This is a genomic window from Vibrio sp. SCSIO 43133 (assembly GCF_023716845.1).
Lineage (GTDB): Bacteria > Pseudomonadota > Gammaproteobacteria > Enterobacterales > Vibrionaceae > Vibrio > Vibrio mediterranei.
This window is the reverse complement of record NZ_CP068024.1, coordinates 2,866,511-2,888,018: the sequence shown is the minus strand read 5'-3', so window position 1 is coordinate 2,888,018 and position 21,508 is coordinate 2,866,511. Positions and strand designations below refer to the sequence as shown.

The window sequence follows — 21,508 nt, the reverse complement described above, 5'->3', positions numbered from 1 at the left end:
AACATTCTGGAGTTTATGAATGAATAAATCACTATCCCAAAAGATCTTTATAGGTCTATTTGCTGGCCTGCTAATTGGTACAGCGATTCAATACTTATTCGCAGGTGTCAGCATTTTTGACCAATACCTACTTGGTTTTGCTGAAGGTGTGGGCGGCATGTTCGTCTCGCTTATCAAACTGCTTGTTGTTCCACTCGTATACGTTTCTATTGTCTGCGGTATCGTAGAACTTAAAGACATCAACTCTTTTGGCCGTTTAGGCGGTAAAACTTTTGCGCTTTATATTCTTAATACTGTAGTCGCTATCACTTTTGCGTTAACAATCGGTATGATCGTTCAGCCGGGGGCGGGTGCAAACCTTGGTGGTACAGTAGCTCAAGCCGTTGAGATTACGTCAACCACAACCCCTGATATCTTCTCAATGATCACTAATATCGTTCCAAGCAATCCAATTCAGGCGTTTGCAAATGGCGATATGCTGCAAATCATCTTTATGGCAATTTTGACAGGTCTTGCCATCCAAGCATTGGATAAGAAGGGCGGTCCTGCTGTGAATGCGTTCAAAGTAGCGAACGACATCATGATGAAGCTCATTGGTCTAGTCATGAGTCTTGCTCCTTATGGTGTGTTTGCTCTTATGATTCAACTAGGTGCAACTCTAGATGCTGGTACGCTAGCTTCAGTGGCAGGTTATGTGGCACTGGTTGTTGGTATCCTTGTGCTTTGGATTTTTGTTGTGTATCCATTAATGGTGGGCGCAACAACCAAGATGACTCCTTCACAGTTTATTCGTGCGACTCGTGAGCAGGTACTGTTCTCACTATCAACAGCAAGTTCGAACGCTACGATTCCAGTAACGATGCGTACTTTGACTGACAAAATTGGTGTGTCTAAATCGGTAGCTGGTTTTGGTGTTCCACTAGGTGCAACGATGAACATGGCAGGAGCGTCTATTTATATTGCTATCGCAACTATTTTTATCGCCAACGCGTTTGGTCAGCCAATTCAAATGAGTGACCTATTTACACTAGGTTTCACAGTTCTACTACTTTCTATTGGTGCTGGTGGTGTTCCTGGTGGCGGCGTTGTCATGATCGGCGTTATCCTGCACCAACTAGGTTTGCCGCCAGAAGGTTTAGCTATTGTTGCCGCGGTTGACCGTATTAATGATATGTTCTGTACAAGTTCTAACGTTGTTGGTGATACTGCAGTGAATACGATTGTAGCGGGCAGCGAAAATGAGCTTGATGTTGAGCAAGGTTCAGAAGCTCAACTTACTGAAAGCCGTGCCTAATCACCTTATTTAACGATTTGCAAAGCGGAGCCTCAAAGGTTCCGCTTTTTTTATGGATATCCATGCTTTCAAAGAGTTAGTTGTCCCTTTTATAGACAGTTTCTAATTTCTTCGGTAAAAAACTTAATTTTTTTTACCTTCCTCCCTTGAAAAGCATTTTGCAGCCCTTATTTAAGGTTCATACATAAAACAAACCTATTGCGAGCGGGTGTATTGCCGGCTCAATGCTCCATACTGGAGCTTGCAAACGAAACAATAGAATTTATTCGGAGATAGCCTGATGGGTAAAATCATTGGTATTGACTTAGGTACTACTAACTCTTGTGTTGCTGTTCTAGATGGCGACAAACCACGCGTAATCGAAAATGCTGAAGGTGAGCGCACAACCGCATCGGTTATCGCTTATACAGACGGCGAAACGCTAGTAGGTCAACCTGCAAAACGTCAAGCAGTTACAAACCCAGAGAACACGCTATTTGCTATTAAGCGTCTAATCGGTCGTCGTTTTGAAGACGAAGAAGTTCAGCGTGATATCGAAATCATGCCTTACAAAATTGTTAAGGCAGACAACGGTGATGCATGGGTAGAAGCAAAAGGCCAACAAATGGCGGCTCCTCAAGTATCTGCTGAAGTACTTAAGAAAATGAAGAAAACTGCTGAAGACTTCCTTGGTGAGGAAGTAACTGGTGCAGTTATCACAGTTCCTGCTTACTTTAACGATGCACAGCGTCAAGCAACTAAAGATGCTGGTCGTATCGCAGGTCTAGAAGTTAAACGTATCATCAACGAACCAACAGCAGCAGCACTTGCTTACGGTCTAGACAAGAAAGGCGGCGACCGCACTATCGCAGTTTACGACCTTGGTGGTGGTACATTCGATATCTCTATCATTGAGATTGACGAAGTTGAAGGCGAGAAGACATTTGAAGTTCTAGCAACTAACGGTGACACGCACCTTGGTGGTGAAGACTTCGATAACCGTATGATCAACTACCTAGTTGAAGAGTTCAAGAAAGAGCAAGGCATCGATCTTAAGAACGACCCTCTAGCAATGCAGCGTGTTAAAGAAGCAGCAGAAAAAGCGAAAATCGAGCTTTCTTCTACTTCTCAAACTGACGTAAACCTACCTTACGTTACTGCAGATGCAACTGGTCCTAAGCACATGAACGTAAAAGTGACTCGTGCGAAACTAGAATCTCTAGTTGAAGACCTAGTACAACGTTCTCTTGAGCCACTAAAAGTTGCTCTAGCTGATGCAGACCTATCAGTAAGCGACATCAACGACGTAATCCTAGTTGGTGGTCAAACTCGTATGCCTATGGTTCAAGCGAAAGTGGCTGAGTTCTTCGGTAAAGAAGCTCGCCGTGACGTGAACCCAGATGAAGCAGTAGCAATGGGTGCTGCAGTTCAAGGTGGTGTACTAGCTGGTGATGTGAAAGACGTACTTCTACTAGACGTTACTCCTCTGTCTCTAGGTATCGAGACTATGGGCGGCGTAATGACTAAGCTAGTTGAGAAGAACACAACTATCCCAACGAAAGCGAACCAAGTTTTCTCTACAGCAGAAGACAACCAGAACGCGGTAACTATCCACGTTCTTCAAGGTGAGCGTAAGCAAGCGATGTACAACAAGTCTCTAGGTCAATTCAACCTAGAAGGCATTCAAGCTGCACCTCGTGGTATGCCTCAAATCGAAGTAACTTTCGACCTAGATGCGGACGGTATCCTACACGTATCTGCGAAAGACAAGTCGACTGGTAAAGAGCAGAAGATCACTATCCAAGCGTCTGGTGGTCTGAGCGATGAAGACATCGAGAAAATGGTTCAAGAAGCAGAAGCTAACAAAGAAGCGGACAAGAAGTTCGAAGAGCTAGCAGCTGCACGTAACCAAGCAGACCAAATGATTCACGGTACTCGTAAGCAAGTAGAAGAAGCTGGTGAAGCGCTACCTGCAGAAGAGAAAGAGAAGATCGAAGCAGCAATCACTGAGCTAGAAGAAGCTCGTAAAGGTGAAGACAAAGAAGCGATTGACGCGAAAGTTCAAGCGCTAATGGCAGCGGCTCAGAAGCTAATGGAAATCGCACAACAGCAAGCTCAAGCACAAGGTGCGGGCGCTGAAGCTGGCGAACAGCCTAAGCAAGACGACGATGTTGTTGATGCTGAGTTCGAAGAAGTAAAAGACGAGAAAAAATAATTTCTCGTCGCTATAAAGCCCAATCTCGGCGTCGGAAATGCTCATTTGCGCTTTCTCTATGAAAACTAAGCAAACTGCGCGTTTCCTCCTTGAGCTTGAACTTTATAGCTTAGAGAATTCAGTGAACTGGTTTCTCGAAAAGTGATTTATGCGGGCGTTTGGGGTAACCTTTACGCCCGCAAATTTGTAAACAGTGAGTTTATGAGAGCCATGTCGCTCTAGATAAGGACACCAATCTTTATCTAGAACGATACAATCCCCAAACAGCGTCGGGCTGTTTGTCGAAGTAATTGGTAACAAGCAATATGTCAAAACGTGATTTTTACGAAGTATTAGGCGTTGATCGTGACGCATCAGAGCGCGACATCAAGAAGGCGTACAAGCGTCTTGCGATGAAGTATCACCCAGATAGAAACCAGGGTGATGAAGCCGCTGCTGAGAAATTCAAAGAAGTAAAAGAAGCGTACGAAATTCTTACCGAGCCGCAAAAGAAAGCGGCTTACGATCAGTATGGTCATGCAGCCTTTGAACAGGGTGGTATGGGCGGTGGCGGCTTTGGTGGCGCTGGTGCTGATTTTGGTGATATCTTCGGTGATGTATTCGGTGATATCTTTGGCGGTGGTCGCCGTGGTGGTGGGAGTCGTGCACAGCGTGGTGCTGATCTACGTTACAACATGGAACTGTCACTGGAAGAAGCGGTTCGTGGTATCTCTAAGGAGATTGAAGTTCCAACGCTCGTTGAGTGTGAGACTTGTGACGGCAGCGGCGCGAAGAAAGGCTCTTCGCCACAAACTTGTGGTACCTGTCATGGACACGGTCAAGTTCAAATGCGTCAAGGCTTCTTTGCGGTTCAGCAAACCTGTCCTACTTGTCATGGCCAAGGTAAGATCATCAAAGACCCTTGTAATAGCTGTCATGGCCAAGGTCGTATTCAGAAGACTAAGACACTTAATGTTAAGATTCCAGCTGGCGTAGATACCGGCGATCGCATTCGTCTATCTGGCGAAGGTGAAGCGGGAGAGCATGGCGCACCAGCAGGTGATTTGTACGTTCAAGTGCACGTGAAAGAGCATCACATCTTTGAACGTGAAGGCAACAACCTATACTGTGAAGTACCTGTGAGCTTTGCTCAAGCGGCATTAGGCGGCGAAGTGGAAGTACCTACCCTTGATGGTCGTGTAAGCCTTAAAGTACCAGAAGAAACCCAAACAGGACGCATGTTCCGTATGCGCGGTAAAGGCGTGAAAGGCGTTCGTGGCGGCGGTGTGGGTGACCTTATCGTGAAGCTTGTAGTTGAAACACCAGTTAAGCTAAGTTCCCGTCAAAAAGAGCTACTACGTGAATTTGAAGAGTCATGCGGTGGTGATGCTGCTAATAAGCATAAGCCTAAATCAGAAGGTTTCTTCAATGGCGTTAAAAAGTTCTTTGATGATCTAACAAGTTAAGATTATTCAAACTATTGCTAAAGCTCGCGACCAGTCGCGAGCTTTTTTATTGCCCCCAACACGCTGCAGGGGTGGTCACACCTAAGGCGTTTAATGTCATCGACTTATCATCATCCAGACAGCTATCTTTCGTTTGTTGTTGTGATGATTGAGCCGTTGCCTTAATGATGTAGGCAACGGTGCTGCCAGTAGTTATTTCAAACCGATATCGCGTCGTTTGTGAGTCACAGATCGAACAAGTGCCGGCAGAAACGATTTGTTCGAAATGATAGCCGTTGTCATAGCGGCGTTCTAGTTCGTGTTGAATAGCGAGCATATCGCTCAGCGCTACCATACGATGACTCTTCCTAACTTGTTGCAGGTAACTTGGGTAAGCAATACCTGTGATCACTGCAAGTATGGCTAAAGTAATAGCAACCTCGACCAAGGTTAAACCACATTGAAGCCTGTTACTTTTATTGCATTTCATTTTTCTCCCTAGCCCTAAATAACTAATTTCATTTACTTTAATAGTTTTCGTGGCTGCTAAATTTAACGCAAGTCTTAGTCGTCATTTGTAGGTGGTTTCATTCTTTTTTGGGAAAGATCTCGCGGCTTCTCACTCTTTGAGTTGGTTATTGCGATAGCGGTTCTTGGTGCACTGCTTTCTGCTGTAGCTCCTACCTTTCAAGACGCTTCTAAGAAACTCAAAGCAACGCGAGCCGCTAATGAGCTATATGCTCTGTTAATGCAAACAAAGGCCGAGTCGATTGTACAGAATACGCCGCTATGGGTTCACTTTTCGGGGCTCTCAGAGCATCCAGAAACTGAGCACTGGAGTGTTGAAGTGACGAATCGTGTTGATATTAATGATCCCGATGCCAGGTTGTTGCGGCAAATAAAAGGCGAGGTGTTTAAAGGCATTGGGTTGTCACTCAATCATTCTAACCATCGGATTAAGTTTGATAATTTGACGGGAATGGCCCTGTCTAATGGCACTATCAAATTACAACCCTACAGTGATGAGGAGTCTTATATCAATATTCGGACTCACAGTGTTTCTGGTCGAGTGATTGTATGTGATGTTGGCGAGATCCAGTTTGGCTTTGGAGCCTGTCCTAAATGAGAAGTGCCCCTAATCTCGTACGTGGAGTCATGTTGATAGAGCTTGTCATTGCAATGGCTCTGAGTACGTTAGTGCTATCGGCACTTGTTACCTTCTATATGTCTATCCAACGTCATGTTATCGAGCGCTCGCAGTTACTTATTCTTCAGCAAGCGCTGTCAACAACAGCACGGCGAGTTCAAAATGACCTTATACGCTCTGGTGCAGATGGCTTTAATAATGCGACGCTGAATCCTCAAGGTTCAACACAGACTGTATACGTATCCAACAATGGCATGTCGGTTCAATATGCTTATTGGGACGACAGAGACCCTAGTGTGACCAAACCAATTGAAAATGTAGTGTGGCAATTTGATGCTGATAACCAAAAACTGAAGATTTGCCGTTCAGTTTCAAGTTTGGCATCGGGGGCAAGAGACATTAGTTTTTCCTTCGTCTCGGGATGTACATCCGTATTCGAACCAAACTTGGTGGCGATTTCACGCTTTGAGCTAATCAGCGATGAAGTGGGCTCTTCGAGTAGCACCAATCAGTACCTTAAATTGGAGATGGAAGGACACTTAAGAGCAAAACCTTCTGTTACCGCATCCATTTATCGAGACTTCATGGTGAGGAATGGTCAATGAGAGTCGGACATCAGTTAGGAGCGATCACTTTAATGATGACTTCAATATTGCTGAGTTTGGCTTTGATGTTGTTTATTGGTATGTATAAGACGACATTTTACGAGATCAAGCGTGCACAAAACGAAATTACCTCTCGAAAGTCTTTCTGGCTCGCTGAAGGTGGTGTGGAATGCGCGATCGCTCAGTATTTCCCTTCGCAGAAAATCCCTGCAAGCATTCAGGTTTGCGATGACACATTATCAGTGACAACAAAATTGTGGTCAGACAGCATAACTGGTGATGTGGTGGCTTCAGCGACATCAGGAAACCAGACTATCAGCCGGCGTTTTGCTTTAGCAACTTCCAAATTAAAGTCAGGGGCAATACAAACTTCTGCGAGCATTAAAATCAAATCGTCCTTGGTGATCAATACGCCGGATCCTGGTATGGAAGAGGATGAAGGCTGGGAATGTGCGGCATTTCGCTTCAAAGGTCATCTTTCAGTAAAAGGTTCATTAATTAATCGCGGATTGAGTGATGGTCCAGTGCCTAGTGAAGAGTTTATGAGTCATAAGAAGTGTTTGCAGGAGCACTTAACTACTGTCGTCGGTGATTGCAGCTCTTCTTCAGATCCCAAATGTTTTGCTAACGATTTTGTTCAAGATGACCAGTTTAGCGTATTTGAAGATTTTTTCGGTGTTCCTCGTCATCAACATGATGCGGTGAGAACTAACGGCATGTTTAGAGAGATAAACCTAGAAACTCAAACGGCAGAAGGCCTTTGGGAACGGAAAAACTGTGGAGAAGAGATACTCCAGCAGCTCCGACAGAATAACTTACATCTGTGGATAAATGGCTCATGTGTCATATCGGATGATTACTTAGCAGATATTAAAGTGCTATCGGAAGCGAGTGACGGGATTACGTTGCTAGTTCATGAGGGTATATTTGCGATGCAAGGCGCAGCAAGCATTAAAGGTGTTTTGTTTCATTTCAATCAAGACTTTGAACCTTCAATAGAGCAATGGCAGCAGTTGGGAATAAGCGACAGTATTACGGCACACTTTCCTGAAGATCAATCACTTGCGGCTTATTACCAAGACGGCAGTTTTATGATTACTGGGGGCGCATTTTTTGATTACTCCAATGCCGAGCATCTTGCTTTATTCCGGGATTCCTTAAGCTTTCAATACAATCATGATGTCATCACTCATTCTAGTTCTTCATCCTCCAGTTACCTATGGAAGAAGGGAGCGTGGCGTGATTTTTAAGCAGAGCGGCATTAGCATCATTGAAGTGTTAGTCGCATTGTGCCTTTTTGGAATTAGTGTGTTAGGTCTGGCGAAAATGCAAGTCGACATGGAGCAGCGCTCAGATTTTGCTTATCGAAGTATCCAAGCGCTAGCATTAGCGGAATCAAAGCTAGAGTGGTTTCGAACTCGAGGGGCTGACCCATCAGTTTCCAATCGAGTTGTTGCAGATTATATGACGGATATTGTTGACGGACAGGACCACTCACATCCAGTGTTTGATGTTAAGTGGACTGTCTCGAAAGTAGCTCTGAATGGAAGCATCAAGACGGTTGAGGTTGAAGTATTTTGGGTTGATCGATTGGGAGTGAAACGCAATGTTGCTCTGGTTACTCAGATTTCCCGCTTTAGTGAGTTTGACTAATTCTCTTGCCTCTATCGTGTCATTTTTCCATTAAGTAAATGAACTGAGAGTCATAGCCAAGGTTTGCGTTATTGTCGCAAGCATTAGGCGCTTAGATGATGGTGAAAATATAAGCTATGTTTATATAATCGGGTCTTTTGCGTGCTAGTTAGATAATTGTTTTGCATTTGTGCATTAACATGTTGGTTAAATGTTATGTTAGTCGGTGTTTTTTGCAAAATAAGTCTACAAATATGGAAAAAGTTCCAAATTATCTACTCTTTTCATCTTTTTTAAATAAAATGGTCACGCAAATATAATCTTCTCGCCTCGCGCGATGAGACCAACAAATAACAACATCACACACGGAGTTACCATGAGTAACCAATCGATTAATCAAGCGCCAGCTCCAAAGCCGAGTGGAATGGATCGCTTTTTAAACTTTATTGAGAAAGCAGGTAACAAGATCCCAGATCCTGCTATCCTTTTCTTCTGGGCACTGGTTATTGTTTGGGTTGCGTCAGCACTTTTATCTAACGTCAGTTTTGATCTGATTAACCCACGTACAGGTACTGCACTAGAAGTTAATAACCTACTTACTGGTGAAGCACTGGCTAGCTTTTTAGCTAATATGGTGACAACCTTCACTGGCTTTGCGCCGTTAGGTATCGTTCTTGTTGCGATGCTAGGTGTTGGTGTTGCTGACTCTTCAGGCTTTATTACTACAGGCCTTAAGAAGATGCTTAACTTCACACCAGCTAAGCTACTAACACCAATGCTAATTCTTGTTGCTATTGTATCGCACACAGCAGCAGATGCAGGTTATGTACTGGTTATTCCTCTAGGAGGTATCATCTTCCACGCAGCCGGCCGTCACCCATTAGCGGGTATTGCAGCAGCATTTGCTGGTGTATCTGGTGGTTTCTCTGCGAACTTTATCCCTTCTGGTATCGACCCACTACTTGCTGGTTTCACGCAGACATCTGCTCAAGTTCTTGATCCTGAGTACATCGTTAACCCTCTAGCAAACATTTTCTTCACTGGTCTATCTTCAGTGATTATTGTTGCTATCGGTTGGTACGTTACAGAGAAAATCATCGAACCGCGTCTTGCGAATACACCTGTAGATGAAGATGCAGAAGAAGCACCTGACCTAGGTACATTTACTGAGACAGAATCTAAAGCGTTCCGCGCTGCTGGTTGGTCAATGGTTGCTGGTATCGCGCTATTAATCGCAGCGATCATCCCTGAGACATCGGCACTGCGTTCACCTGAAGGTGAGATCACTGCGTTCTCTGCGCCATTAATGAAGTCGATTGTTCCTCTAATCTTCATTCTATTTATCATCCCTGGTTACGTATATGGACGTGTTTCTGGCACATTCAAGAACAGCAATGATGTAATCAAAGCGATGTCTGACACAATGGCGACAATGGGTGCGTACATCGTAATGTCATTCTTCTGTGCACAGTTCCTAGCTGCGTTTGGTCAATCAAACATTGGTACTATGCTAGCGCTTTATGGTGCAGAAGGTCTGAAAGCGATGAACCTTCCTGGTGAAGCGACGATTGTTGGTATGATTCTGCTAACAGCGTGTGTAAACCTGCTTGTTGGTTCTGCATCTGCGAAATGGGCACTGATTGGTCCTATCCTTGTTCCAATGCTAATGGCAGTAGGTATCTCTCCTGAGCTATCTCAAGCGGCATACCGTGTAGGTGATTCTGTTTCTAACATCATTTCACCACTAATGGTATTCTTCCCTCTAGTTGTGGTTTACTGCCAACGCTACGTTAAGTCGACGGGTATCGGTACGCTTGCGTCACTAATGATGCCGTTCTCTATTGCAATGCTAATTGGTTGGACAATCTTCTTGCTAGCTTACTGGGCACTAGGTATCCCTCTAGGTATCCAAGCGCCATACACTTATACAATGTAAGTTGGTAGACAGTTAGAACAAAGCCCGCCCTTCTATAAAGGGCGGGCTTTTTAGTTTAAGTAATAGCTAAAACTTAGTCTTTCAAGAATCCAGCATGAAAGCGTAAGTGATCTTCAATAAAACTCTGAATGAAGAAATAGCTGTGGTCATAACCAGGCTGCATACGAAGCTTTATATCACTACCAGAAATTTCTGCCGCAGCTAACAACAGCTCTGGCTTTAGCTGCTCTTGTAGGAATCCGTCGTCTTCGCCTTGGTCTACTAAAATTGGCAGCGTTGCCATCTTAGCTTTAAGCAACTCAGCACTGTCATACTGTTTCCAGTCATCCGTATTGTTACCAAGGTACTGACTCAGTGCTTTTTGGCCCCAAGGGCAGTTCATTGGATTACTGATTGGGCTAAATGCCGAAATAGAGCGATATCTATCACTGTTCTTTAATCCAATCGTTAGCGCGCCATGTCCGCCCATGCTGTGTCCAGAAATGGATCGAACCTGTGTGACAGGGAAGTGCTGTTCGATAAGTGATGGCAACTCATCGACGACATAGTTGTACATTTGGTAGTGTTGATTCCAGGGGGCTTGTGTGGCATTTACATAGAACCCAGCGCCTAAGCCGAAGTCGTATGCACCTTCGGCATCATCAGGTACATCTTCACCGCGAGGGCTAGTATCAGGTGCGACGATGGCAATACCGAGTTTTGCCGCCATGCGGAAAGCGCCTGCTTTTTGCATGAAGTTTTCGTCGGTGCAGGTTAAACCTGAAAGCCAGTAGAGGACGGGGACTGGATTATCAGCGCTCGCTTCTGGTGGTAAATAGATGGCAAATCTCATCTGGCAGCTCAATGCCGAAGATTGGTGATGGTACTGTTTGTGCCACCCACCAAATACTTTGGCTTGGCTTACATTTTCTATGGTCATTCTATCAATCCAATTTAAAAGCAAGGGCTCTAGTACACTAGAGCCCTGAATCATTAATAGTGAATAACGGTACGAATACTTTCGCCTTTGTGCATTAATTCGAATGCTTCGTTAATATCTTCCAGTGGCATGGTATGAGTGATGAACTCTTGTAAGCCGAACTCACCTGCCATGTAACGGTTAACGATTTCTGGTAGTTCACTACGGCCTTTAACACCACCGAAAGCACTACCACGCCATACGCGACCAGTCACGAGTTGGAACGGACGAGTTGAGATCTCTTGACCTGCACCCGCTACGCCGATGATAACGGATTCACCCCAACCTTTGTGGCAGCACTCAAGTGCTTGACGCATCACGTTTACGTTGCCGATACATTCGAAAGAGTAATCAACACCACCATCTGTCATCTCAATAATTACTTCTTGAATTGGCTTATCGAATTTTTGTGGATTGATCACGTCAGTCGCGCCAAGTTGCTGAGCAAGCTCGAATTTGCTTTCATTGATGTCAACACCAATGATTTTGCTAGCGCCAGCCATACGAGCACCAATGATAGCTGATAGCCCGATGCCACCAAGACCGAAGATAGCAACAGTGTCGCCTTTCTCCACTTTTGCTGTGTTCAGTACCGCACCCATACCGGTAGTAACACCACAACCAAGTAAACATACTTCCTCTAGAGGCGCTTCTTTGTTTACTTTAGCCAGAGAAATTTCTGGTAGTACGGTGTATTCAGAGAAAGTTGAACAACCCATGTAGTGGTAAATCGGTTGACCGTCTTTGTAGAAACGAGTCGTACCATCTGGCATCAGACCTTTACCTTGAGTCTCACGAACTGCTTGGCAAAGGTTAGTTTTACCTGATTTACAGAACTTACATTCGCCACATTCTGCTGTGTAAAGTGGAATAACATGGTCGCCAACTTCAACACTTGTTACACCTTCACCAACCATTTCTACAATACCGCCACCTTCGTGGCCAAGAATGCTTGGGAAAATACCTTCTGGATCATCGCCAGATAGAGTGAATGCATCGGTGTGACATACGCCAGTAGCAACGATTTTTACGAGTACTTCACCAGCTTTTGGAAGCATTACATCCACTTCTTCCATTTTAAGTGGTTGGTTAGGGCCCCAAGCAACAGCAGCACGTGATTTGATAAATTGTTCAGTCATGGTTATTCCTTATTATTACAAGGTCACAAAATTAACTAACGGCTAACTTGAGTAAGACTAGTTCACTTCACGCCGTTTGCATCAGATGGGGCTAGTATATTTATTTCTTAAATAATGATAATTAGCATAAATTGAAATACACTATTACATGAAAGTAATAGTGAGGGTTGAAATGGCAAATTGGGAAGGGATCAATGAGTTTGTAGCAGTGGTAGAAACGCAGAGTTTTACTGGTGCAGCAGACAGGTTGGCAACATCAGTAGCCAATATTAGTCGCAGAGTGAATGCGTTGGAGGAAAAGCTCGGCGTAAAGCTATTTGTTAGAACTACTCGCAAGGTTTCAGTAACGGAAGTGGGGGCGACTTACTATCAACACTGTAAACCTCTTGTTGATGGACTAGCGTTGGCAGAGTTAGCGATCACTCAACTTCAATCTACACCTAAGGGTAAAATAAAAATGACGGCGCCAGTCACCTTTGGTGAACAAGTTCTTGCGCCGTTGATGCACGAGTTTCTGTTGATGCACCCACAAATTGAACTGGACTTGATTCTTTCTAACCAGAAAATGAACTTGGTGGAAGAAGGGTTTGACCTAGCCGTTCGTCTTGGTCGACTCGAAGACTCTTCTATGATGGCCAGAAAACTACTCGACCGACATATGTTTGTGTGTGCAAGTCCAACCTACCTTGAAAACCATGGTGAGCCTCACACACTGTCGGAATTGAAAAGGCATAGCTGTTTACGAGGTTCAACAAAGTACTGGCGTTTCGATGAAAAAGGGTCTGAGCGTCTTATTCACGTTGAAGGTCGAGTTCAATGCAACAGTGGTTATGCGCTCGTTGATGCGGCTTTAAAAGGATTAGGCATAGTGCAACTTCCTGATTACTATGTGCAGCCGTATTTGGAAGCTGGGGAGCTGGTGGAAGTGCTGACTCCATATCGAGGTGATCGTGAGGGTATTTGGGCATTGTATCCACAGAACCGAATGCTCACTTCGAAAGTTCGAACGTTAATTGATTACTTATCAGAAGCATTAAGCCGAGAAAAACATGACTGATGAACAAATGACCTTTGAGTTTAATGATGAAGACCGTCGTTTTATGCAACGCGCGATGGAGTTGGCGAATCATGCTGAATCTGAAGGTGAAGTGCCTGTTGGAGCGGTATTAGTCAGAGATGGGGAGATTATCGCTGAAGGATGGAATCAATCTATCGGTAATCATGACGCGACGGCGCATGCTGAGATGCAAGTGATTCGTAAAGCCGGCCAGAGCCTAGAAAACTATCGACTGCTGGATACGACATTGTATGTAACGCTAGAGCCATGTCCAATGTGCGCTGGAGCTTTGCTGCATAGTCGTGTAAAGCGGGTTGTATTCGGTGCACCTGATTTAAAAGCTGGCGCAGCAGGGACGGTATTAAACTTGTTTGAGAGCCAAGCATCGTATCACTACGCCGATGTTGAATCTGGGTTATTAGAAGCGGAATGTCGTCATCAATTGCAGGCATTTTTCAAACGCAGACGTAAAGAAATAAAACAGAAGAAGCAAGAGAAGCGTGATGAACAGATGAAGGGTGAAGAGTAATTTTTAGCAAACATCTGCTGGGCAGATGTTTGCTGTCTGTGCTTTATGGAGTGAGTAACTGCATAAAAGCTCGGTGACGCCAAATAACTTTCTTCTTATTATTGGCCATTTTTCTTTTGCGGCGGTTTGCTGCCACCGTCTTATTAAGGTGTTTAGATTGCATTCTTTTCCTTGCAAGCATAAAACTACCTCCTATCACGAAAGATAAACCTCTCCGATCTGTATCTAGACACAATCATTGCGTAATAGATTTCCTTATCAATGGATCGATGCCGGAGTACGAAACACAATCCACCGCCCAATCTTGTTGTCGGGTGATTTCGATTATGCTGAGTATTTGCAGAGGGCACGACAGTACCTTGCGACAGAAGAGATTATCTCGCCAACCGAAGCGTTGGCGAATGATCAATCTCAAAGTTTAATGTAAGGGCTTGAGAATAAGATTTCAAGTATGCGATATACGATCACATTCGCATACTTGAAGATTGCTGATAGTTAACGTCCTGAGTGTCCAGTTTGCTGGGTTGATGCAGAGTCTGAGCCTGAGCTAACCTCCTCTTGTTCTGGCGCGACCGGTCCTTTCTCTGGAGGCAGTGGTGGGATGACGATTAAGTCTTCTGTACTTATTTCTTTTTCCGCTTCAACGGCCATCTGCTTGTCGATGTGACCAATAATGCTTTGATAGTAGCGACGAATATTCTCGACATAATTTCTTGCCTCATCACCGCGAGCATAGCCGTAACGTGTCTGGCTGTAATATTTCTTTTGGCGTAATAACGGTAAACGATCTTTCACATCCGCCCAAGCATCAGGATCACCACCTTGTCGTTTTGTCAGGCGTCTTGCGTCCATCATATGACCGAAACCGACGTTATAAGAGGCGAGGGCAAACCAGATTTTCTCATGTTCTGCGATAGAATCTGGAACACGATCAACAATTCGTCTTAAGTATTCCACACCACCACGAACAGACTGTTCTGGATCCAAGCGGTTGGTAACACCAACACTTTTAGCCGTCGGTAATGTAAGCATCATCATACCGCGAACACCTGTTGGCGATTTAGCCACAGGATTCCAGTGAGACTCTTGATAGGCAAGAGCAGCGATTAAGCGCCAATCAAATTCGTTCGAATATTTCTTAAAGAGAGGCGACCACTTAGGCAATTTGCCATCTAAAGCACGGATAAACGCGCGAGTATCGACGTAGTCGAAAACACCGATGTGTCCGATATACTTCTCTTCTAAATTCGCCAGTTCACCTGTCTGTTTCAAGCGACCGAAGAACTCGATCAATAACGCGTACAGGCTTTCATCTTCTGACTTTCGCATATACCAAGAGATCGGTTGATCTTCAGTCATTTCAAACGCCAATGCGAGATCAGGATAAATTCGTTGAGAAAGTGACAGTTCCACAGAGTCTGCCATGGTGAATTTAAGTTGGCCTTCAGAAACCTGCTTTAGTAGGTCATTGACGTCAGCATTAGCATCAATGTAGTAGCGGAACTCAGGGTTCTGGTTAGCGACATTCGCTAGTGTTTGCTCAAAGTGAGAGTCTTTTACTATCGCAAAGACCTCTTCACCATCGGCTTTATCGATTAACTCTTGCTGATTGTTTAATAATTGTTCTAAGTTTCTTGGTCGCCATTGACCCTTCTTATAGACCACCTGTTGGCTTACGTAGTAATAGGCAGGGCCTGCACGAAAGTGCTTGATACGTTCTGGAGATTGGCTTAGTCCGGCTGCGATAATATCGATTTCACCTTTTTGCAATGCTGGAAACAGACTTGCTTGGCGGTAAGCGGGCTTCATTTCTAACCGCACACCCAGTTCATCGGCAAACTGCCTTGCAAGCTCATAGTCCAAACCAGTCGGACCATCAGGACCAATATAATAAGAGAGTTGATTATTGAGAGTACCGACACGAAGCACACCACGCTCTTTAATATTCTCTAGTTCGCTTTTGGGATCAGAGTCGATTTGGCAGCCTGCCATTCCAAGCGTTAACAGACAAACGGATAGTAATTTGAGCCAGCGTAAATTTAACCAATAAACAGCAGATGGATTTTGCATTAATTCATTTATCTCACAACGATAGTGCTGTCTTTATACCAAAGCTGACGAGCTTGGCAAAGCAAGAAGGCATAAACACCCGAGAGTGGTCACTTTATCACCATGACGATATCGTTTGCTGCAAATCGAAAAAAAATGACGAAAACGTTTGCGTTAGCGGTTACGTCACAAAAAAAAATCCTCTATAATAGCGCCGCATTAGAGCAGGATAAATTGTTATAAGTTCAAAAATACAATCTAACTATTTGAATTTATAATAATTTCACCTCAATCAACTGCATAAGAGACCTAAGCACATGAGAATTTTGCGTGGTTCCCCAGCTCTTTCTGAGTTTCGTGTTAACAAGCTACTAGAGCTCTGTCGTGAACTAAACCTACCAGTAACAGGTATTTACGCTGAGTTTGCCCACTTTGCCGACCTAACGGCAGACCTGGATGAGTCTGAAGTTGAAAAATTAGAGAAGTTGCTGACTTACGGTCCAACGATTGAAGAGCACGAACCAACAGGCACGCTGCTATTAGTGACACCTCGCCCTGGCACTATCTCGCCATGGTCTTCTAAATCTACGGATATTGCGAATAACTGTGGCCTAGACAAAGTGACTCGTCTAGAGCGCGGTACTGCTTACTATGTAGAGACATCAAGCGAACTGACGGAGCTTCAACTTGTTGAGCTTAAAGCGGTGATCCACGACCGTATGATGGAAGTTGTTTTCTCTGACTTCGAATCAGCGGCAGCGCTGTTCCAAGTAGCAGAGCCAGCACCGGTAGCTGATGTTGATCTACTAACAGGTGGCCGCAAAGCACTAGAAGAAGCGAACGTGACGCTAGGTCTTGCACTTGCAGAAGATGAAATTGATTACCTAGTTGAAAGCTTTGTGACTAAGCTAGAGCGCAACCCAACAGACATCGAGCTGATGATGTTTGCACAGGCGAACTCTGAGCACTGTCGTCACAAGATCTTCAACGCAGATTGGACTATCGACGGCGTTAAGCAAGACAAGTCGCTGTTCAAGATGATCAAAAACACATTCGAAACGACACCTGAGCACGTTCTGTCTGCTTACAAAGATAATGCAGCGGTTATGGAAGGCTCTGAAGTGGGTCGTTTCTTCCCAGATCCAAAAACACGTCAATACGGCTACAACCACGAGAAAGCGCACATCCTAATGAAGGTGGAAACACACAACCACCCAACTGCGATTTCTCCATGGCCAGGTGCATCGACAGGTAGTGGCGGTGAAATCCGTGACGAAGGCGCAACAGGTATTGGCGGTAAGCCAAAAGCAGGTCTTGTTGGTTTCACAACGTCTAACCTTCGCATTCCTGGCTTCGAACAGCCTTGGGAAACCGACTTTGGTAAGCCAGGCCGTATCGTTAACGCCCTAGATATCATGTTAGAAGGTCCACTAGGTGGCGCGGCATTTAACAACGAATTTGGTCGTCCAAACCTACTGGGTTACTTCCGTACTTACGAAGAGAAAGTTACATCACACGCAGGTGAAGAAGTGCGTGGTTACCACAAGCCAATCATGATTGCTGGTGGTATGGGTAACATCCGCGACGAGCACGTTCAGAAGAAAGAGATCCCAGTAGGTGCAAGCCTAATCGTACTTGGTGGTCCTGCAATGAACATCGGTCTTGGTGGCGGCGCAGCGTCTTCTATGGCGTCTGGTCAGTCTGCAGAAGACCTAGACTTTGCTTCAGTGCAGCGTGAAAACCCAGAGATGGAACGTCGCTGTCAAGAAGTGATCGACCGCTGCTGGCAGCTAGGTGAAGACAACCCAATCGCATTTATCCACGATGTGGGCGCGGGCGGTATCTCAAACGCACTTCCTGAGCTTGTTGATGACGGTGAACGCGGCGGTATCTTCCAACTACGCGACGTACCAAACGATGAGCCAGGCATGAGCCCACTTGAGATCTGGTGTAACGAATCTCAAGAACGCTATGTAATGGCGGTAGCGCCAGAGAACATGGAAGCATTCGATGCTATCTGTAAGCGTGAGCGCGCACCTTACGCAGTAGTGGGTGTGGCAACAGAAGAGCGTGAACTGAAACTTGAAGATTCACACTTCGACAACACGCCAATCGACATGCCGATGGACATCCTTCTTGGCAAAACGCCGAAGATGCACCGTGATGCGAAAACACTGAAAGTAGACAGCCCTGCGATCTCTCGTGAAGGCATTGAAATGAACGATGCGGTTGACCGCGTTCTTCGTCTGCCAACAGTTGCAGAGAAAACTTTCCTAATCACCATCGGTGACCGCACGGTGACAGGCCTTGTTGCTCGTGACCAGATGGTGGGTCCTTGGCAGGTGCCGGTAGCAAACTGCGCAGTAACAGCAGCGAGCTACGATACTTACCACGGTGAAGCGATGTCTATGGGTGAGCGCACACCAGTTGCTCTACTAGACTTTGGCGCGTCTGCTCGTCTAGCGGTAGGTGAGTCTCTAACTAACATCGCAGCGACAGACATTGGCGATATCAAGCGCATCAAGCTGTCAGCTAACTGGATGTCTCCAGCGGGTCACCCAGGTGAAGACGCAGGTCTTTACGAAGCGGTGAAAGCAGTAGGTGAAGAGCTATGTCCAGCACTGGGTCTAACGATTCCAGTAGGTAAAGACTCAATGTCGATGAAGACCAAGTGGAACGAGAACGGTGAAGACAAAGAAGTCACGTCGCCACTTTCACTGGTTATCACTGCATTTGGTCGTGTGGAAGACGTTCGTAAAACGGTTACGCCGCAGCTTCGCACTGACAAAGGCGAGTCGTCACTGGTTCTTGTTGACCTAGGTAACGGTAAAAACCGTCTAGGTGCAACGGCATTGGCACAGGTTTACAAGCAGCTTGGTGATAAGCCAGCAGACGTAGACAACGCAGAGCAACTAAAAGGCTTCTTCGATGCGATGCAAACCCTTGTTCGTGATGACAAGCTAGTGGCTTACCACGATAAAGGCGATGGCGGTCTATTCGTAACGCTTGCTGAGATGGCATTTGCTGGTCACTGTGGCGTGAAAGCTGATATTGCAGGCCTAGGTGAAGATGCGCTAGCAGCACTATTTAACGAAGAGCTAGGTGCGGTTGTTCAGGTTAAGAATGACGACCTAGAAGCAGTGAAGGCGGTTCTAGCGGCGAACGGCCTAGAGGCATGTTCTCACGTAATCGGCAGCGTTGAAGCGTCTGACGACTTCGTTATCACTTCTGGTGATGCGGTTGTTATCGAGCGCTCTCGTACTGAGCTACGTACTATCTGGGCGGAAACAACGCACAAGATGCAGTCTCTACGTGACAACTCTGCTTGTGCAGACCAAGAGCACGAAGCGAAGAAAGACAACTCTGACCCAGGTCTGAACGTGAAACTGAGCTTCGACGTTAAAGAAGACGTTGCAGCGCCATACATCGCAACAGGCGCTAAGCCTAAGATGGCAATTCTTCGTGAGCAGGGGGTTAACTCTCACGTTGAAATGGCAGCAGCGTTTGACCGTGCTGGCTTTGAAGCAACAGACATCCACATGAGCGACATCCTGACGGGTCAAGCAGTTCTAGAAGAGTACCAAGGTCTTGTGGCTTGTGGTGGCTTCTCTTACGGTGATGTTCTAGGTGCGGGTGAAGGTTGGGCGAAGTCTATCCTGTTCAACGACCAAGCGCGTGACCAGTTCCAGAACTTCTTCCACCGTGAAGACACCTTCTCACTAGGTGTGTGTAACGGCTGTCAGATGCTATCGAACCTAAAAGAGCTGATCCCAGGTGCAGACCTATGGCCACGCTTCGTTCGTAACGAATCTGAGCGCTTTGAAGCTCGCTTTAGCCTAGTAGAAGTTCAGAAGTCTGACTCTATCTTCTTCGATGGCATGGAAGGTTCTCGTATGCCAATCGCAGTTTCTCACGGCGAAGGCCGCGTAGAAGTTCGCGACACTGACCACCTAAACGCGATTGAAGCTTCAGGTACGGTAGCGGTGCGTTACGTTGATAACCACGGTAACCCAACGCAGCAGTATCCAAACAACCCTAACGGTTCACCAAACGCAATCACAGGTCTAACGACTCGTGACGGTCGTGTGACTATCATGATGCCGCACCCAGAGCGTGTATTCCGTACGGTTGCTAACTCTTGGGCGCCAGAGTCTTGGGGTGAAGACAGTGCTTGGATGCGCATGTTCCGCAACGCTCGCGTGAACGTTGGTAAGTAATCGACCAAGGCAACAGCCTCAAAGGTCGCAACCCAATAGTTAATGAAGTCCTCAGTGGAAACACTGGGGACTTTTTCTTATAAAAACTCTGAGCGTCAGCGCTCGATTTGTGTTCTAATACCGCGCTGGCTTAGGGATGGCCAGCATTACATTGCTGGAATATCCCTTAACAAAGTCTTTAGGAAATACATAAATGTCTGAAAATAAAAAATTTACTATCCGTCTAACGGAAAAGCGTAACGGTTGGTCTGCAGAGATCATTCGTCAAGTAACGTCTCGTCGCACTGTTGTTTCAAAGCGTGAGATGGGTTTTGAGAGTCAAGAGCTGGCTCAAGCTTGGGCGGATAAAGAGCTAGCTGGTTTCATTGAAAACCAAGCAAAGCGCAATGAGCGTAAAGCGGAAGCACGTGCTGCTAAAGCTGCTGCGGCTGTTGCAAGCGAAGAATAAGAATTTATGTACCTAAGGTCGGTTTAGGCCTTAGGTACTTTGTTACTTTATTGACTGATTTGCGCATTTAGTTGTGCTACTAACCCCTCTTCTAAACCTAACTGGTTCGCCAGTTCTTTCAAATACGCTTTTTCCATAAAGTTTTGTTCATCCGCGACTAATAGGCTCGCTAAATAGATTTCAGTACCATGCTCGGGAGAGACGGCTAGCTGAGCAATTTCGCTTGGATCGAGAGGTTTTGCCATTTCAGTTTGAACAAGTCGATGCACTGATTGGTCTGCATCTAATCCTGTCAGAGCTTGTTCAATCTTCGCCATTTCTTGCTCATCAATATGACCATCTGCTTTAGCTGCGGCTATCATGGCTTTGAGTACCGATTCATCGTGCTGGTTAGTCTGAGTAAAATTAGCCGATGTTGATGAATGTGTAACTGTAGTAGCATCGGAGTTTCCTCCGTTGTTATTGCTGTAGTCGTTGTAAAGTTTATAGGCTAGAGCTCCAAGCGCTGCTGCACCGCCAACACCTAAGGCTTTCTTACCCATTTTCTTCGTTTTCTTAGAGCCCATTAACATGCCAAGAATACCGCCGCCTACAGCTCCTGCTCCTAACGCTCCCAGAGTCTTTTTGTCACCAAGTGCGTTACTTAAACTGGATGAAGATTGGCTTGCTTTTTGAGTGGCCTGTTTTGCTAGATCTGAGTTGAGAGCTTGATTAAGAAGTGCTTTCAAGTCCATCTTGTTCTCCTGGTACTTACCGATATAGGTCATAGTAAAAGAGGGAAGATGAACAGAATATGAAGGTGATAAAAAAGGCCGCGTAAGCGGCCTTAAAGATAAAATTTAGCTCGTCTGGCGTAGAGGACCAGTCGTGATAACGCAG

Annotated in this window: 18 protein-coding genes; 13 read left to right on the top strand and 5 right to left on the bottom strand. The window is 45.5% G+C overall.

What is annotated here, in order from left to right:
• The first annotated feature begins 19 nt into the window (after positions 1-19).
• From JKJ11_RS13565 to dnaJ, 3 genes are all read left to right on the top strand, one after another.
• The gene (locus JKJ11_RS13565) at positions 20-1,294 is read left to right on the top strand and encodes a dicarboxylate/amino acid:cation symporter (RefSeq protein ID WP_038227932.1); all 1,275 of its coding nucleotides are present in this window, start codon (positions 20-22) and stop codon (positions 1,292-1,294) included.
• A 280-nt stretch (positions 1,295-1,574) separates the two neighbouring features.
• Positions 1,575-3,488, top strand: coding sequence for a molecular chaperone DnaK (gene dnaK / locus JKJ11_RS13560; RefSeq protein WP_006072514.1), 1,914 nt, complete (start codon positions 1,575-1,577; stop codon positions 3,486-3,488).
• 305 nt (positions 3,489-3,793) lie between these two features.
• Entirely contained in the window at positions 3,794-4,933 is a 1,140-nt protein-coding gene (gene dnaJ, locus JKJ11_RS13555; protein WP_006072513.1) for a molecular chaperone DnaJ, read from the top strand.
• A gap of 46 nt (positions 4,934-4,979) precedes the next feature.
• Here the strand turns inward: dnaJ and JKJ11_RS13550 are convergent, their stop codons facing one another.
• The gene (locus tag JKJ11_RS13550; protein ID WP_006072512.1) at positions 4,980-5,402 is read right to left on the bottom strand and encodes a type IV pilin protein; all 423 of its coding nucleotides are present in this window, start codon (positions 5,400-5,402) and stop codon (positions 4,980-4,982) included.
• Positions 5,403-5,543: 141 nt separating this feature from the next.
• On the opposite strand from JKJ11_RS13550, the gene JKJ11_RS13545 reads away from it, so the two are divergent.
• The 5 genes from JKJ11_RS13545 to JKJ11_RS13525 all read left to right on the top strand — a co-directional run bounded on the left by JKJ11_RS13545 (position 5,544) and on the right by JKJ11_RS13525 (position 10,232).
• Positions 5,544-6,038 (top strand): GspH/FimT family pseudopilin, encoded by a 495-nt coding sequence (locus JKJ11_RS13545; RefSeq protein ID WP_006072510.1) that lies wholly within the window; start codon positions 5,544-5,546, stop codon positions 6,036-6,038.
• Complete coding sequence (locus tag JKJ11_RS13540) at positions 6,035-6,664, top strand: PilW family protein (protein WP_006072509.1); 630 nt, start codon at positions 6,035-6,037, stop codon at positions 6,662-6,664. Before JKJ11_RS13545 ends, JKJ11_RS13540 begins: the two co-directional genes overlap by 4 nt.
• On the top strand, positions 6,661-7,914 hold the full coding sequence (locus JKJ11_RS13535) for a hypothetical protein (protein WP_252038328.1): 1,254 nt from the start codon (positions 6,661-6,663) through the stop codon (positions 7,912-7,914). Before JKJ11_RS13540 ends, JKJ11_RS13535 begins: the two co-directional genes overlap by 4 nt.
• The gene (locus tag JKJ11_RS13530; RefSeq protein WP_252038327.1) at positions 7,904-8,317 is read left to right on the top strand and encodes a type IV pilus modification PilV family protein; all 414 of its coding nucleotides are present in this window, start codon (positions 7,904-7,906) and stop codon (positions 8,315-8,317) included. Before JKJ11_RS13535 ends, JKJ11_RS13530 begins: the two co-directional genes overlap by 11 nt.
• A 355-nt stretch (positions 8,318-8,672) precedes the next feature.
• The gene (locus JKJ11_RS13525; RefSeq protein WP_006072502.1) at positions 8,673-10,232 is read left to right on the top strand and encodes an AbgT family transporter; all 1,560 of its coding nucleotides are present in this window, start codon (positions 8,673-8,675) and stop codon (positions 10,230-10,232) included.
• 73 nt (positions 10,233-10,305) lie between these two features.
• Here JKJ11_RS13525 and fghA read toward each other — a convergent pair whose 3' ends face one another.
• On the bottom strand, positions 10,306-11,151 hold the full coding sequence (fghA, locus tag JKJ11_RS13520) for an S-formylglutathione hydrolase (RefSeq protein WP_038228008.1): 846 nt from the start codon (positions 11,149-11,151) through the stop codon (positions 10,306-10,308).
• A gap of 53 nt (positions 11,152-11,204) precedes the next feature.
• Positions 11,205-12,329 carry an S-(hydroxymethyl)glutathione dehydrogenase/class III alcohol dehydrogenase gene (locus JKJ11_RS13515; RefSeq protein ID WP_006072498.1) on the bottom strand — a complete coding sequence of 375 codons (1,125 nt, stop codon included), beginning with the start codon at positions 12,327-12,329 and terminating at the stop codon, positions 11,205-11,207.
• A 172-nt stretch (positions 12,330-12,501) separates the two neighbouring features.
• On the opposite strand from JKJ11_RS13515, the gene JKJ11_RS13510 reads away from it, so the two are divergent.
• From JKJ11_RS13510 to JKJ11_RS13500, 3 genes are all read left to right on the top strand, one after another.
• On the top strand, positions 12,502-13,386 hold the full coding sequence (locus tag JKJ11_RS13510; RefSeq protein WP_062460732.1) for a LysR family transcriptional regulator: 885 nt from the start codon (positions 12,502-12,504) through the stop codon (positions 13,384-13,386).
• Entirely contained in the window at positions 13,379-13,915 is a 537-nt protein-coding gene (gene tadA, locus JKJ11_RS13505) for a tRNA adenosine(34) deaminase TadA (RefSeq protein ID WP_088876145.1), read from the top strand. Before JKJ11_RS13510 ends, tadA begins: the two co-directional genes overlap by 8 nt.
• Before the next feature lie 238 nt (positions 13,916-14,153).
• Entirely contained in the window at positions 14,154-14,342 is a 189-nt protein-coding gene (locus tag JKJ11_RS13500) for a hypothetical protein (RefSeq protein ID WP_124940187.1), read from the top strand.
• 68 nt (positions 14,343-14,410) lie between these two features.
• Here JKJ11_RS13500 and mltF read toward each other — a convergent pair whose 3' ends face one another.
• The gene (gene mltF / locus JKJ11_RS13495) at positions 14,411-15,985 is read right to left on the bottom strand and encodes a membrane-bound lytic murein transglycosylase MltF (RefSeq protein ID WP_503059274.1); all 1,575 of its coding nucleotides are present in this window, start codon (positions 15,983-15,985) and stop codon (positions 14,411-14,413) included.
• A gap of 296 nt (positions 15,986-16,281) precedes the next feature.
• Between mltF and purL the strand changes: the two genes are divergently transcribed.
• Positions 16,282-20,181, top strand: a complete 3,900-nt coding sequence (purL, locus tag JKJ11_RS13490; RefSeq protein WP_252038326.1) for a phosphoribosylformylglycinamidine synthase — start codon at positions 16,282-16,284, stop codon at positions 20,179-20,181.
• Positions 20,182-20,374: 193 nt separating this feature from the next.
• On the top strand, positions 20,375-20,629 hold the full coding sequence (locus JKJ11_RS13485) for a DUF3622 domain-containing protein (protein ID WP_031496763.1): 255 nt from the start codon (positions 20,375-20,377) through the stop codon (positions 20,627-20,629).
• A 47-nt stretch (positions 20,630-20,676) separates the two neighbouring features.
• Here the strand turns inward: JKJ11_RS13485 and JKJ11_RS13480 are convergent, their stop codons facing one another.
• Positions 20,677-21,363 (bottom strand): tellurite resistance TerB family protein, encoded by a 687-nt coding sequence (locus JKJ11_RS13480; RefSeq protein WP_252038325.1) that lies wholly within the window; start codon positions 21,361-21,363, stop codon positions 20,677-20,679.
• Positions 21,364-21,508: the final 145 nt, after the last annotated feature.

What these genes read in the sequence shown, in the direction of transcription:
- fghA (WP_038228008.1), bottom strand. Translation starts at nt 11,151, where the DNA reads ATGACCATAGAAAATGTAAGCCAAGCCAAAGTATTTGGTGGGTGGCAC.
- JKJ11_RS13550 (WP_006072512.1), bottom strand. Translation starts at nt 5,402, where the DNA reads ATGAAATGCAATAAAAGTAACAGGCTTCAATGTGGTTTAACCTTGGTC.
- JKJ11_RS13535 (WP_252038328.1), top strand. Translation starts at nt 6,661, where the DNA reads ATGAGAGTCGGACATCAGTTAGGAGCGATCACTTTAATGATGACTTCA.
- dnaK (WP_006072514.1), top strand. Translation starts at nt 1,575, where the DNA reads ATGGGTAAAATCATTGGTATTGACTTAGGTACTACTAACTCTTGTGTT.
- JKJ11_RS13510 (WP_062460732.1), top strand. Translation starts at nt 12,502, where the DNA reads ATGGCAAATTGGGAAGGGATCAATGAGTTTGTAGCAGTGGTAGAAACG.
- tadA (WP_088876145.1), top strand. Translation starts at nt 13,379, where the DNA reads ATGACTGATGAACAAATGACCTTTGAGTTTAATGATGAAGACCGTCGT.
- JKJ11_RS13525 (WP_006072502.1), top strand. Translation starts at nt 8,673, where the DNA reads ATGAGTAACCAATCGATTAATCAAGCGCCAGCTCCAAAGCCGAGTGGA.
- JKJ11_RS13565 (WP_038227932.1), top strand. Translation starts at nt 20, where the DNA reads ATGAATAAATCACTATCCCAAAAGATCTTTATAGGTCTATTTGCTGGC.
- purL (WP_252038326.1), top strand. Translation starts at nt 16,282, where the DNA reads ATGAGAATTTTGCGTGGTTCCCCAGCTCTTTCTGAGTTTCGTGTTAAC.
- JKJ11_RS13540 (WP_006072509.1), top strand. Translation starts at nt 6,035, where the DNA reads ATGAGAAGTGCCCCTAATCTCGTACGTGGAGTCATGTTGATAGAGCTT.
- dnaJ (WP_006072513.1), top strand. Translation starts at nt 3,794, where the DNA reads ATGTCAAAACGTGATTTTTACGAAGTATTAGGCGTTGATCGTGACGCA.
- JKJ11_RS13485 (WP_031496763.1), top strand. Translation starts at nt 20,375, where the DNA reads ATGTCTGAAAATAAAAAATTTACTATCCGTCTAACGGAAAAGCGTAAC.
- mltF (WP_503059274.1), bottom strand. Translation starts at nt 15,985, where the DNA reads ATGCAAAATCCATCTGCTGTTTATTGGTTAAATTTACGCTGGCTCAAA.
- JKJ11_RS13515 (WP_006072498.1), bottom strand. Translation starts at nt 12,329, where the DNA reads ATGACTGAACAATTTATCAAATCACGTGCTGCTGTTGCTTGGGGCCCT.
- JKJ11_RS13480 (WP_252038325.1), bottom strand. Translation starts at nt 21,363, where the DNA reads ATGGACTTGAAAGCACTTCTTAATCAAGCTCTCAACTCAGATCTAGCA.